The sequence below is a fragment of the Hydrogenophaga luteola genome (genome assembly GCF_042648585.1).
GTDB classification, from domain to species: Bacteria; Pseudomonadota; Gammaproteobacteria; order Burkholderiales; family Burkholderiaceae_C; genus Hydrogenophaga; species Hydrogenophaga luteola.
Genome location: NZ_JBHRXX010000002.1, coordinates 970212 through 983724, shown reverse-complemented (window position 1 = coordinate 983724; position 13513 = coordinate 970212). Strand labels below are relative to the sequence as shown.

Below are 13513 nucleotides of genomic sequence, written 5' to 3'. Positions count from 1 at the left end.
CCCTTATTTGGCGCTGTTCAAGCCACTGAGCACCTTGTCGGTGATGTCGTGCTTGGGGTTGATATAGACCGCCTCCTGAAGGATCAGGTCGTACTTTTCGGTTTCGGCCACCTGTTTGATCACGCGGTTGGCCTTTTCGAGCAGTTGCTGAACCTCTTCGTTCTTGCGCATGGTGACGTCCTCCTGGAACTCACGCTGCTTGCGCTGGAAATCGCGATCCTGGTCTACCAATTGCCGCTGGCGGGTCACTCGCTGCGCTTCGGGCAGTGTCGGTGCGTCGCGTTCAAGCTTCTCGGACGCGGCCTTGAGCTGGGCTGCAAGACCCTGCAGGTCTTTCTCGCGGCGAGAGAACTCCTGCTCAAGCTTGGTCTGTGACGCCTTCGCCATATTGGCCTCGCGCAGGATGCGCTCGGTGTTGACAAACCCCACCCGAAAATCCTGGGCCACCGCCGTCAAGGTCACGCAGGTGGCTGCGAGAAAAACGGCCAGGTGACGGGCGAAACGGCGCTGAGAGGTCTTCATCAAAAGGAGGTTCCGATCTGAAACTGGAATTTTTGGATTCTATCGCCGGAGAACTTGCGCACAGGGTTGGCCAGCGCGAAACGCAGCGGCCCCACCGGCGAGATCCAGCTCAGGCCGATGCCCACCGATGAACGCATCTTGCTGAAGTCGACGCTCTCAGATTCGCCGTAGACATTGCCGGCATCGATGAACGCGAACCAGCGCAATGTGCGGTCGTTGCCAGCTCCCGGGAAGGGTGCTATGAACTCAGCATTGAAGACGATGTTGCGGGCTCCGCCGATGTTGACGGTTTCGCCGGTGGTCGATCCGATGACCGCCGAGGTGGGGCCAAGGGTTCCCTGCTCAAAGCCGCGAACCGACCCGAGACCACCGCCGTAAAAGTTGCGCAATACCGGGAACGGCTTGCCACCTAGCCCCTTGCCAACACCCAGTTCCGTGTTGAAAGCAAAGGTGTACTGGCGTGTGATGGGCAGGTACTGCTGGAACTGATAGGTCAGCTTGGCATATCGCCGGTCGCCGCCCAAACCGAATTCGGAGTTAAGCCGCTGCAGTCGCCCCTCCGTTGGCACAAGCGCGCTGTCCCTATTGTCGCGGGCCCAGCCAATGGTGGCTGGCAAGTAGGTACCGCTCTGGTCCCTGTAGGCCTCGGGAAGCTGGTCCCCTTCCTTCACCTTGACCCGCTCAGCGCCGGCTCCGAAGAACACGGTGTCGGTTTCGGTGAAAGGCACGCCAAACCGCACGCCAACACCTGGTGTGGCGATCTCGTAGTCCCCGCCCTGGGCGTCATAGGGGCGCGTGGTCTTGTAGTACAGGTCGAAGGTCCGGGAGACACCATCCTGGGTGAAGTAGGGATTTGTGGTGCTCAGAACAAACTGCCGGTTGTAGGAACTGGTGTTCAGATCCAGCCCGAGATAGTTGCCGGTACCAAAGACGTTTTCCTGTTTGATACTGGCGATCAGCGACAGCTTGTCGGCTTGAGAATAGCCCGCACCGATGGACAGGTTGCCCGTGGGCTTCTCGGCCACGGTCACAGTGATGTCCACCTGGTCATTGGTGCCAGGCACAGGCTCGGTCTCGATGCCCACTTCGGTGAAGAAGCCCAGCCGGTCGATGCGGTCGCGCGAGAGCCTGATCCGATCACTGTCGTACCAGGCCGACTCGAACTGCCGGAACTCGCGGCGGATGATTTCATCACGCGTCCTGTTGTTGCCTTCCACGTTGATCCGACGGACATACACCCGACGCGACGGCTGCGCCCTCAGCGCAAACGCCACCCTGTTGTTGGCACGATCAATGAGAGGAACTGCCTCGACTTGGGCGAACGCATAACCGAACGCCCCGAAGTAGTCGGTAAAGGCCTTGACGGTACGCGCCACCTCTTCGGCGTTGTAGGCCTCACCGGCGCGAATGCTGACGAGCGACTTGAACTCCTGCTCTTTGCCTAGGTACTCACCCTCAAGCGCGACCGAAGACACAACGAAGCGATTGCCTTCGCTGATGTTGATGGTGACCGACATGTCCTGCTTGTCAGGAGAAATGGCCACCTGGGTGGACTCGACCTTGAACTCAAGGTAGCCACGCGCGAGATAGTACGAGCGCAGGGTTTCGAGGTCGGCATTGAGTTTGGCCCGGGAGTAGCGGTCAGCCTTGGTATACCAGCTCATCCAGCCCCCGGTATCCAGATCGAACAGGTCGCGCAAGGTCGACTCTGAAAACGCCTGGTTGCCGACAATGCGGATGTCCTTGATCTTCGCCACGTCACCTTCAACCACGTTGAAGTTGAGGTTGACCCGGTTGCGCTCACCCGGGGTTACGGTGGTCACCACTTGGGCGGCGTACATGCTGCGATTGATGTACTGACGCTTGAGCTCCTGCTCGGCGCGATCGGCCAGCGCCTTGTCAAACGGCCTGCCTTCGGCGAGCCCGACCTCCCTCAAGGCCTTCTTGAGCACCTCGGCATCAAACTCCTTGATGCCCGTGAAGCTCACATCGGCCACCGACGGACGCTCTTCCACGATCACCACGAGAACGTCTCCGTTGATCTGCAGCCGCACATCGGAGAAGAGCCCCAGGCCAAACAGAGCCCGAATGGCGGAAGACCCTTTGTCATCGGTGTACTGATCACCGATACGGAACGGGAGGGAGGCAAACACGGTGCCCGGTTCGACGCGCTGAAGGCCTTCGACGCGAATGTCCTTGAGCGTGAATGGATCAACCGCCCAGGCAGGCAGGGCCATCAACAGGGACGTGGCAATGGCGGACAGTTTGAGCCCACGCAGGCTGGAGGCAAATGGTTTCATGTGAGAGAGATCGTTCAGCCCACGAGGCGGGTGATATCGTTGAAGAGGGCAACGCACATGAGGGCCAGCAACACCGCCACTCCCCCTCGCTGCAGCCGTTCCAGCCAGACGTCGGACACCCCGCGGCCGGTCACACCCTCCCAAAGATAATACATCAGGTGCCCCCCATCGAGGACCGGCAACGGCAGCAGATTCAGGACCCCGAGACTGACGCTGATCAGGGCTAGAAACACAATGTAGGACGTGAGCCCCATGCTCGCCGATTTGCCTGCGTAGTCTGCGATGGTCAGCGGGCCGCTGATGTTTTTGAGGGATGCCTCTCCGATCAGCATCTTGCCCATCATTTTCAGCGTCAACCAAGACACTTCCCAGGTGCGCTGAACACCCAGCCATAGCCCTTCCAGCACGCCGTGGCGCACCGTCGTCATCGCCGGAGCGGAGCCGACATACGCACCGATGCGACCGATCCACGCATCACCCGATTTCTCGGGCTTGGGCTCCACGGTGAGACTCAGTGTGCTGCCGTCGCGGGACACCTCCCACGCCTGCCTGATCGCCTGCCCCTCGGCACCGACACTGTCGCGGATTCTCTGCCGCAGCGCACCGCCGTCAGACACCACCTTGCCGTCGACTCGCAACACACGATCTCCCGCCTGCAACCCGGCAGCCTCGGCGGCGCCTCCCGGCATGATCTCCCCCATCACCGGATCGGTCCACGGGGACAGGATGCCAATGCGCCTGAACAGTGTGGCGTCGGCCTCCTTGACGTCGATCTGGCTCAGGGACAACGTGAGCTCGCGCGCAACGCCCCCCTCATTACGGGATACCAGCAGCTGCATGTCCTGACCGGACAACGCCGCCTGCGTCAGACGCCAACGGAGATCCTCGAACGACCTCACGGGCGATACTTCTTCACCACTCACGTGAGCGCTCTGCACCCACTCCCCGCCAACGAGTCCAGCCTTTTCCGCCACTGAACCTGCCACGGGTGAAGCGAGCACGGGCTTGGGCTCCTCCACACCGCTCCAGTTCACCACGGCATACAACACCACAGCGAGCAGCAGATTTGCAACTGGACCTGCCGCAACGATGGCCGCTCGCGAACGCAGTGGCTGCGTGTTGAACGCCAGATGACGCTCCGCCGGATCCACCGGTGCTTCGCGCTCATCCAGCATCCGCACATACCCGCCCAGAGGCAAAGCACACAACACAAACTCGGTCGGACTGCCGGCGCGTTGCCAACGCAGCAGCGGCTTTCCAAATCCAACAGAAAAGCGAAGTACCTTGACCCCGCAGGCCACCGCCACCCGGTAGTGGCCGTACTCGTGTACGGCGATCAGCAGGCCAAGGGCCACGACAAAGGCAATCAATGTGGTCATTGGTCCCTCGAAGAAACAAATCGGCGGCGCGCCACGCCCCTGACCTCTTCAGCCGAACAGGGCAGGCTCAGCCGCTGCAGCGATCTACGCAAGCCGAGGCCATCGCTCGCGCTTGCTCGTCCAGCGCCAGCAGCGCTTCCAGACCATCGACCTTAGAGGGCAACAGGGCCTCCAAAGTTGCACGATTGACCACGTGAATGTGATCGAAGCGCAGCCGGCGTTCCAAAAAGGCCGCCACCGCCACCTCGTTCGCGGCATTGAGCACTGCGGTGGTTCCGAGAGGCCCTTCCAGAGCCTCCCAGGCCAAGCGCAGGCCGGGAAAACGAAGGTCGTCGGGCTTTTCGAATGTCAGGGCACTCAATGCCGAAAAATCCAGCGCATTTGCACCAGACTGCATGCGCTCAGGCCATGAGAGGCCGTAGGCAATCGGAACACGCATATCGGGTGTCCCCAGTTGAGCCACCACCGAACGGTCGTGAAACTGGACCATCGAATGCACCACGCTCTGGGGATGAATCACCACCTCGATTTGAGACGGGTTCACACCAAACAGGTACCTTGCCTCGATGACCTCCAACGCCTTGTTCATCATGGTGGCGGAGTCAACCGAAATCTTGCGTCCCATCACCCAGTTCGGATGGGCACAAGCTTCTTCCGGCGTCACCGAGTGCATAGTGGACGGATCGCGCTGTCTGAAAGGGCCGCCCGATGCGGTCAGCAGGATCTTCTCCACCCGCCGGGGCCAAGTCGAAGGGTCTTCGGGCAAGGATTGAAAAACCGCCGAGTGCTCACTGTCAATCGGCAGCAACCGGCCGCCCCCCTTTGCCACGGCCTCCATGAACCACTCACCACCCACGACCAGCGATTCCTTGTTGGCCAATAGAAGCTTCTTGCCAGCCCTTGCCGCAGCAACGCTTGGCTCAAGCCCCGCCGCTCCGACAATGGCCGCCATCACGGCGTCGACCTCTGGGTCGGCACTGACCTCGCAGAGTGCACGGGGCCCCGACAACACCTGAACCTTCAGACCTTCCGCCTTCACCCTGTCTGCCAGCACCCGGGCATGCTCCGGGCTGGCCATCACGGCGTACACCGGACGATGCACCTTGCATTGCTCGAGTATGGACTCGACCTGCGTCGCTGCCGTGAGGGCAAACACGCGAAATCTTTCAGGGTGACGCGCAATGACGTCGAGCGTGTTGGTACCGATTGATCCGGTCGACCCAAGGACGGTGATGTTCTGCACAGGCACGATCATCTCTCCAGCAGATGGGCAAACAGCATGGCGACAGGCAGCACAGGCAACAAGGCATCGACCCGGTCCAGCACCCCACCATGTCCAGGCAACAACCGGCTCGAGTCCTTCATGCCCGCACTGCGCTTGACCAATGATTCCAGAAGGTCGCCCACCACACTGGCCGCGGTCAGAAGAAGCAGTGCCAAGACCACCCAGCCCGGCCCTGCCTGCCACAGACGGCTGAAAAGACTGGGCGCATCCGACGGATAGCTCTGGTCGAACCAAAGCCAGAACAGCGCCAGCAGAAATACCCCGAGAAGCCCGCTGACCACACCTTCCCAGCTCTTGCCCGGACTCAGAGTCGGCGCGAGCTTGCGGCGGCCAAACGTCCTTCCGCCGGCATAAGCGGCGATGTCCGCAGCCCACACAAGGGTCAAGACCGAAAGCAGAAACACCAAGCCTGTTTGCCGGGCTTGCACGAGCGCAAGCCAGGCACATGCGAGAACCAATAGACCACCCGGCAATCGCCAAGCCATTGGCCACTGCTGCCAACCGACCACTCCACGCCTGAGCATCAAGACCGACAGCAACAGCCACCCCCCTGCAGCACCCCACCAGACGGCGGGCCACGAGCGATCCAGCCCATCCCACCACCAGAAGAGCAGCAACACTCCACCCAGCCCGGCGCCTATCAGCAAGGCCGCCCCCCCTGACTGGCCATTCATGCGAGCCCACTCCCACCCAGCAGCGGAAACCATCACCACTGCCAAGGCCGCAAACGGCACGACAGAGGCACTAAACATGGCCGGCAGCACCACAGCCAAGAGCACCAGTGCGGTGATGATGCGTTGCTTAAGCATGCGAGCCGCTGGGCGCTGCCACCGGGCTGGACGGACTCACCTGTTCGGAGATCAATCCGAAACGGCGCTCGCGCCCTGCATAGTCCTGGAAAGCCCGATCCAGTTCGGCGGCGTCAAAATCCGGCCACAGACAGGGTGTAAAAAACAGCTCGGAGTACGCGCACTGCCAGAGCAGAAAGTTGCTGATGCGCATCTCACCACCCGTGCGAATCAGCAAGTCGGGATCGCCCACGTGAGCCAGCGCCGTTGTTTCACACAAACCAGCTTCCGTGATGTCCCTGCCTTGGACCAACAGCTGCCTGGCTGCGTTCACGATGTCCCAACGCCCGCCATAGTTGAAGCACACATTGAGCACCATACGCTCGTTGTGAGCGGTAGTCTGCTCGGCCTTGCGAAGGCCTTGTAACAGCCGCGGAGACAATCCGGATGAATCGCCAGGGAAATGCAGTCTCACTCCGTTCTTGTCGAGCTTGGGCACTTCCCGTGAAAGGGCCAGCACCAATAGGTCCATCAGCCCGGAAACCTCTTCAGCGGGACGATTCCAGTTCTCGGACGAGAAAGCAAACACCGTGAGCACTTGGACCTGGCGCTCAAGGCAAGCCCTGACAGTTCGGCGGAGCGCATCCACCCCTTGCTTGTGCCCCGCCACCCTGGGCAAAAGACGCTTCTTTGCCCAGCGGCCGTTCCCATCCATGACGATGGCTACGTGCCTCGGCACGCCTGTGGCATTCGGCGCGCCGGTCAGGGAATTTGAAGACATCGGCAAGCGGACTTGGTGTTGGAATGGGGGAAGAAAATGGGTACGAATCAGACCGCCAGGATGTCCTGCTCCTTGGAGGCGACAATCCGGTCGACCTCCCCGATCATCCGGTCGGTCAGCTTCTGGATGTCGTCCTGGGCACGGCGCTCATCGTCTTCCGACACCAGCTTGTCCTTCAGCAATTTTTTGACGTGCTCGTTGGCATCGCGACGTAAATTGCGCACAGCCACTTTCGCAGCCTCGCCCTCGCCTTTGACGACCTTGGTCAATTCCTTGCGGCGCTCTTCTGTCATGGGTGGCATTGGCACACGAATCAGGTCCCCCTGACTGGCCGGATTCAGGCCCAGATCCGACTCCCGGATCGCCTTTTCGATCTTGGCACCCATACCCTTTTCCCATGGGGCGACCCCAATGGTGCGGGCATCCAGCAAGGACAGATTGGCCACCTGCGACAAAGGCAGCATGGAGCCGTAGTACTCGACATGCACGGTGTCCAGGATCTGCGGGTTGGGCCGGCCAGTGCGCACCTTCGAAAGGCTGGTCTTCAGCGCTTCCAGCGACTGGTTCATCTTGTGTTCGGCGTTCTGTCGGATCTCGGCGATGCTCATGAATGCTCCTATGGAAGACAGGTTCTCTGTACCAAGCGTCGGTCAGACGTGGACGAGTGTTCCTTCGTCCCCGCCCAGCACCACACTGCGCAGTGCTCCAGGCTTGAAAATTGAAAACACCTTGACAGGCAGCTTCTGGTCTCGACAGAGGGCAAAGGCCGTCGCGTCCATCACCTGAAGGTTTTTTGCCATGGCCTCGTCAAACGTCAACGCCGCATAGCGGGTGGCCTTGGGGTCCTTGTTGGGATCAGCGGTGTACACACCGTCAACCTTGGTGGCCTTGAGCACAATTTCGGCACCGATCTCGGCTCCTCGCAAGGCTGCGGCTGTATCGGTCGTGAAGAACGGGTTTCCAGTGCCTGCTGCAAAGACAACCACCTTTCCTTCTTCGAGGTACTGCAGCGCCTTGGGCCGGACGTACGGCTCCACCACCTGCTCAATGGCGATCGCCGACATCACACGGGCCACCAGCCCGGCCTTGTCCATGGTATCCGCCAGAGCCAGCGAGTTCATCACCGTGGCCAGCATGCCCATGTAGTCAGCCGTAGCCCGATCCATGCCGACAGACCCACCGGCCACGCCGCGGAAGATGTTGCCGCCCCCGATCACGATGGCCACCTGGACACCCAGACGGGTCACTTCGGCGATCTCCTCGACTATGCGGACCATGGTCGCGCGGTTGATGCCGAACGCATCGTCGCCCATCAGGGCTTCACCGGAGAGTTTCAGAAGAATGCGCTGGTAGGAGGGCATGGAGAATTCCTGTGTGACGGCTCTTGTTGTATGTGCAGCCGGCAAGTGTAGCGAGGAGCCGCGGGCGATTCGAGGCCAGGCGCCACCGGAGGCCGGAAAATTCGGATACCAGATATGACAACGGGCCTTACGGCCCGTTGTCATGATTGGCTCGACACTGCTGCGGGATCAGGCGCCTTTGGCAGCGGCCACCTGGGCGGCCACCTCGGCAGCGAAATCGTCCACCTTCTTCTCAATGCCTTCGCCCACCACGTAGAGGGTGAAACCCTTGACCGTGGTGTTGGCGGCCTTGAGGTACGCGCCCACCGTCTGCTTGCCATCGGCGGCCTTCACGAAGACCTGGTCGAAGAGAGAGACTTCCTTGAGGTACTTCTGAACAGAACCCTCCACCATCTTGGCTGCGATGTCGGCTGGCTTGCCGGACTCGGCCGCCTTGGCAGCAGCCACAGAGCGCTCGCGCTCGATCAGCTCCGCAGGAACGTCGGCCGAGGTCAGCGACACCGGCTTCATGGCGGCCACATGCATGGCAACATCCTTGGCGGCCGTGGCGTCGCCGTCGAACTCGACCACCACACCGATGCGCGTGCCGTGCAGGTAGGAAGCCAGCTGGCCACCGTTGGCCCAGCGCTTGAAACGACGGAACGACATGTTCTCGCCGATCTTGCCGATCAGGCCTTTGCGCACTTCTTCCAGCGTGGGTCCAAAGCCGTCCTGCTCGTAGGCCAGCGCACCCAGACTCTCGATGTCGGCGGGGTTGTGCTCAGCCACCAGCTTGGCTGCAGCGCTGGCCAAGGCCAGAAAGCTGTCGTTCTTGGTCACGAAGTCGGTTTCGCAGTTGACTTCGATCAGAGCACCGGTGTTGCCATCGATGGCAGCGGCGACCACGCCTTCAGCGGTCACGCGGCTGGCGGCCTTGCCAGCCTTGGTGCCCAGCTTGACACGCAGCAGCTCCTCGGCCTTGGCCATATCGCCATCGGCCTCCGTCAGCGCCTTCTTGCACTCCATCATGGGGGCGTCGGTCTTGGCACGCAGTTCTGCGACCATGCTTGCGGTAATTGCCATTTCAGTTCTCCGTTGTCCGGGCCCGCCAAGCGAACCCACACTATCAATTGATCGGTTTTTGCTTGTGAAAAAGGGGCTACTGGAGCCCCTCGTTCGCGCAGGCTGCGAGGTTCAGGCAGCAGCGTCTTCCTTGACTTCCACGAACTCGTCACCCCCCTCGGCGGAGACAGACTTTACAACCTCGTTCACCGCGTTGGCACGACCTTCGAGAATGGCGTCGGCGATGCCACGGGCGTACAGCGCCACGGCACGGGCCGAGTCGTCGTTACCGGGAATCACGTAGTCGATACCCACGGGGGAGTGGTTGGTGTCCACCACACCGACCAGCGGAATACCCAGTTTCTGGGCCTCTGACACGGCAATCTTGTGAAAACCCACGTCGATGATGAAGATGGCGTCGGGCAGCGCGGTCATGTCCTGAATGCCACCGATGTCCTTCTCCAGCTTTTCCATCTCACGAGCAAACATGAGCTGCTCTTTCTTGCTCATGCTGTCGAGGCCAGCCTCTTTCTGCGCCTGCATGTCCTTCAGACGTTTGATCGAGGTCTTGACCGTCTTGAAGTTGGTCAGCATGCCGCCAAGCCAGCGCTGATCGACAAAGGGCACACCAGCACGACGGGCTTCCTGGGCCACGATCTCACGCGAAGTGCGCTTGGTACCCACCATCAGGATGGTGCCGCGATTGGCAGACAGCTGCTTAACGAACTTTGCAGCCTCTTCGAACATCGGCAACGTCTTTTCGAGGTTGACGATGTGAATCTTGTTGCGATGGCCGAAAATGAACGGGGCCATCTTGGGGTTCCAGAAGCGGGTTTGGTGGCCGAAGTGGACACCGGCTTCCAGCATTTCACGCATGGAGATCGACATGATGTATTCCAGAGGTTGGGTCTAAAATCCAGCCCCGATTGCTTTACCTATGGCCTTTGTCGGACCTAGAAACAGCGAAGCAACACCTGGTTGGGCTGATTTGGGATTTGCCTGACACCAGCATTCCAGCAATGGACCACCAGCAGCAAAGCCCGTCGATTATAGCAGCACCACTTCTGGCGAACGGCAACTGTCGACCATGCTGCCCCACCCGACTCCTCGCACCCTAACATCCATGCACTGTGTCGATCGCTCTTGCCCTCCTCTCGCCCACCATCTCTGCCGGAGTTGCGATTGAAGCTGGCCGTACTGGGTGCAGGGGTGGTCGGTGTCACCACGGCTTACGAACTGGCCCAAGAAGGACACTCGGTCACAGTTTTCGAGCGCCGCCAGACAGCGGCAGAAGAAGCCAGTTTCTCCCCAGGCGGCCTGCTCGCACCGGAATGGGCAGCCGCGTGCGCCAACCTGGAATGGGAACAAGCAAACGAGCGCCAGTACTCTTGGTGGTCGAAACTGTTGGGCCACCGCTCGCCCGTCAGCCTCAATCCAGGACCAGCCCTTTTGGCCATGGCCTGTCACTCGCTCGAAAGACTCTCACAATTGTCCGAACAGTTGATGCCGTCCTTCGGAGAACAGCAGGGCCTGATGACTGTGTGGAAGGATCCGTCAGGGCACCGGGTAGCGGCCCGACTGCAAAGCCTCCTCGCGGACTTCGGCTGCAAATCCCATCTGACCGACGCGGAACAGGCCAGAGACCTTGAGGCAGCACTGAACCCCGACACCACGCTCGGAGGTTCGCTTGTCGTTCCTGAGACCTGGTCTGCGAACTGCCGTCAGTTCGTGTTGCAGCTCAAGTCCCATGCCCAGCAGGCAGGCTGCCGCTTTCGTTTCGCAACCGAGGTCTTCGGCATTCAGCACACGCCCGGCCAGCGAGGCGTCCGTGTGCAGAGCAGCCAGCATGAGACCGACAGTGAGCCGTTCGATGGCGTTGTCTTGTGCACAGGTCACTCCACGTCCGAGCTCCTGAAACCTTACGGACTGAGCCTTTCGTTGGAAACCCGAGTTGCCCATGCGGTGTCAGGACTCATCCGAGAACCCCTGGATGCGCCCTCGGCAACCATTCACGACCTCCAGCAGGGCATCACGATCGCGCGCACAGGACAGTGGGTTCGTGCGGTTGGTCCACCCCGCCGGGCTTCGCGACTGCCCCCGACAGAAGCTGCATTCAAACCGCTGTACGACGCTCTCAGTGACTGGTTTCCAGGAGCACTAAGAACCGGCGTCTCGGGCGCTGTACAGGAGTGGAGTGGCACAGTGACAACAACGCCTGACGGACTGCCTTTGCTGGGCCCCACCAGCGTGCCGGGCCTCTGGATCAACGCGGGACACGGCATGCACGGCTGGCTGTTGGCGTGCGGCTGCGCCAAGGTACTTGCGGATCAGCTGTCTGGCCGGCCATCCGAGATCGACACCACGCCATTCCAGGCCCAAAGAAGCCTGCCCGCGATCGCTTGACGGACTTGTCCTGCCGCCCCACCATCGGCCCAACATACCATCAACGCACCGAAAGCACGCCATGCGGACACTCCGCCTCATCAGCAAACACCGATGACTCGAGTGCGACGCATAAGCCCACTCCGAAGCGAGCAGCTGCACGACAGCGCGGCCACGCGAGCGCTGGAACGCGCAATGACTGCGCCCCTGCCAGCTCATGAACTGATGGCCCGTGCGGGACGAAGTGTGGCCGACCTTGCCATGGCCCTGGCCCCCCACGCCCGCCGAATCTGGATCGCCTGTGGTCCGGGCAACAACGGGGGAGATGGCCTTGTGGCCGCCCGCCACCTGCTTCAGGACGCCAAAGGCCGCCAGGGCCGGCCGGAGATCGTCACCACGCTCACCGGCGACCTCTGCCGGTTGCCTCCAGATGCTGCACACGCCCTGACCATGGCTCTGGAAAGTGGCGTGACGCTGGCGTCTTCACCGCCGCACGATTTTGACGTAGCCATTGATGCCTTGCTGGGCATCGGAACAGCCCGCCCGCCCGCTGGTGAAATGGCCAACTATCTGAGCCACATGCACCGATCCCGCGCCACGGTGCTCTCCGTAGACGTGCCGAGCGGCCTCCTGGCTGATACCGGAGAGTACCTGGGGCCTGCTGCACCGATACCGAACGCTCCCCGACACACACTGTCTCTGCTGACACTCAAACCAGGCCTGTTTACCGCTGCTGGTCGAGATCAGGCGGGGTCGGTGTGGCTGGACACCCTGGGAGCCACAACCACCAACTGCTCGGCACCTGCCGCCATTCTTCATGGCGCGACCGATGCGCGCCCGAGCCGCGCGCATGCGACCCACAAGGGAAGCCAAGGAGACGTGATCGTGGTCGGAGGTCAGTGTCTTGCTCCCTCCGGTGCCGGAATGACCGGAGCAGCCATCCTCGCCGCACGGGCTGCGCTTCACGCAGGCGCCGGCCGGGTGTATGTCGGGCTTCTTGCTCACGAGGCGCAACCGCCATCCTGGGATCCTCAATGCCCCGAGCTGATGTTCAGACAAACAGACACCCTGCTCGCCGATGAGACGCTGCTGCGGGGCGCCACGGTGGTGTGCGGCTGCGGCGGCGGCCAGGCGATTGCCGGCCCTCTCCACCGTATCCTATCGGCTTGCCCGTCTCTGGTCCTGGATGCAGACGCGCTGAACGCCATTGCGGGCGATGGCACGCTCCGCCGCTTGGTGGAGGACCGCAGCGCGCGGAACTGGATCACTGTCATCACCCCTCACCCGCTTGAAGCAGCGCGCCTGCTGTCGACCAGCACGCCTGCGGTCATGAAGGACCGCCTCCGCGCAGCGCGCCTGCTCAGCGAGCAGCTGAACGTGATCGCTGTGCTCAAGGGATCTGGAACGGTGATTCACGCGCCTGGCGAAACACCCAGGATCAACGCCAGCGGCAATCCTGCGTTGGCCACCGCAGGCACCGGAGACGTCCTGGCCGGCTGGCTGGGAGCCGCGCTGGCGGGTTCCGCCAGTCGATCAGTGACTACCTACGAGGCGGTCCTTGAGGCGGTGTCCGGTCATGGCTGGTTGGCAGACCAATGGGTGGCGAACCACGACCGGACGCTCACGGCCAACCGTCTGGTGGAGTGCATTCGTGGAGCGAGCTGAGCCGGCGCG

12 protein-coding genes are annotated in these 13513 nt (G+C 61.6%); 2 read left to right on the top strand and 10 right to left on the bottom strand.

Annotation, left to right across the window (positions count from 1 at the left end):
• Positions 1–3 precede the first annotated feature (3 nt).
• The 10 genes from ACFOPI_RS08505 to rpsB form a co-directional block, all read right to left on the bottom strand.
• The gene (locus ACFOPI_RS08505; RefSeq protein WP_308330082.1) at positions 4–522 is read right to left on the bottom strand and encodes an OmpH family outer membrane protein; all 519 of its coding nucleotides are present in this window, start codon (positions 520–522) and stop codon (positions 4–6) included.
• Positions 522–2822: an outer membrane protein assembly factor BamA gene (bamA, locus tag ACFOPI_RS08500; protein ID WP_382172923.1), complete on the bottom strand. Its 2301-nt coding sequence runs from the start codon at positions 2820–2822 to the stop codon at positions 522–524. The genes ACFOPI_RS08505 and bamA overlap by 1 nt, the downstream gene beginning before the upstream one ends.
• Positions 2823–2836: 14 nt before the next feature.
• Complete coding sequence (gene rseP / locus ACFOPI_RS08495; RefSeq protein WP_382172922.1) at positions 2837–4201, bottom strand: RIP metalloprotease RseP; 1365 nt, start codon at positions 4199–4201, stop codon at positions 2837–2839.
• A gap of 67 nt (positions 4202–4268) precedes the next feature.
• Positions 4269–5456, bottom strand: coding sequence for a 1-deoxy-D-xylulose-5-phosphate reductoisomerase (ispC, locus tag ACFOPI_RS08490; protein WP_382172920.1), 1188 nt, complete (start codon positions 5454–5456; stop codon positions 4269–4271).
• Positions 5453–6295 carry a phosphatidate cytidylyltransferase gene (locus tag ACFOPI_RS08485; protein WP_382172918.1) on the bottom strand — a complete coding sequence of 281 codons (843 nt, stop codon included), beginning with the start codon at positions 6293–6295 and terminating at the stop codon, positions 5453–5455. The genes ispC and ACFOPI_RS08485 overlap by 4 nt, the downstream gene beginning before the upstream one ends.
• A complete protein-coding gene (gene uppS / locus ACFOPI_RS08480; RefSeq protein WP_382172916.1) occupies positions 6288–7055 on the bottom strand; it encodes a polyprenyl diphosphate synthase in 768 nt (255 codons plus the stop codon). The genes ACFOPI_RS08485 and uppS overlap by 8 nt, the downstream gene beginning before the upstream one ends.
• A gap of 47 nt (positions 7056–7102) precedes the next feature.
• Positions 7103–7663, bottom strand: a complete 561-nt coding sequence (gene frr / locus ACFOPI_RS08475) for a ribosome recycling factor (RefSeq protein ID WP_382172914.1) — start codon at positions 7661–7663, stop codon at positions 7103–7105.
• Between the two features lie 42 nt (positions 7664–7705).
• Positions 7706–8416 (bottom strand): UMP kinase, encoded by a 711-nt coding sequence (gene pyrH / locus ACFOPI_RS08470; RefSeq protein ID WP_382172912.1) that lies wholly within the window; start codon positions 8414–8416, stop codon positions 7706–7708.
• 168 nt (positions 8417–8584) lie between these two features.
• On the bottom strand, positions 8585–9478 hold the full coding sequence (gene tsf / locus ACFOPI_RS08465) for a translation elongation factor Ts (RefSeq protein ID WP_382172910.1): 894 nt from the start codon (positions 9476–9478) through the stop codon (positions 8585–8587).
• 111 nt (positions 9479–9589) lie between these two features.
• Positions 9590–10345, bottom strand: coding sequence for a 30S ribosomal protein S2 (gene rpsB / locus ACFOPI_RS08460; protein WP_382172908.1), 756 nt, complete (start codon positions 10343–10345; stop codon positions 9590–9592).
• A 294-nt stretch (positions 10346–10639) separates the two neighbouring features.
• On the opposite strand from rpsB, the gene ACFOPI_RS08455 reads away from it, so the two are divergent.
• Both ACFOPI_RS08455 and ACFOPI_RS08450 read left to right on the top strand, forming a co-directional pair.
• Positions 10640–11860, top strand: a complete 1221-nt coding sequence (locus ACFOPI_RS08455; protein ID WP_382172906.1) for an NAD(P)/FAD-dependent oxidoreductase — start codon at positions 10640–10642, stop codon at positions 11858–11860.
• A gap of 174 nt (positions 11861–12034) precedes the next feature.
• Positions 12035–13504 (top strand): NAD(P)H-hydrate dehydratase, encoded by a 1470-nt coding sequence (locus ACFOPI_RS08450; protein ID WP_382172904.1) that lies wholly within the window; start codon positions 12035–12037, stop codon positions 13502–13504.
• Positions 13505–13513 lie beyond the last annotated feature (9 nt).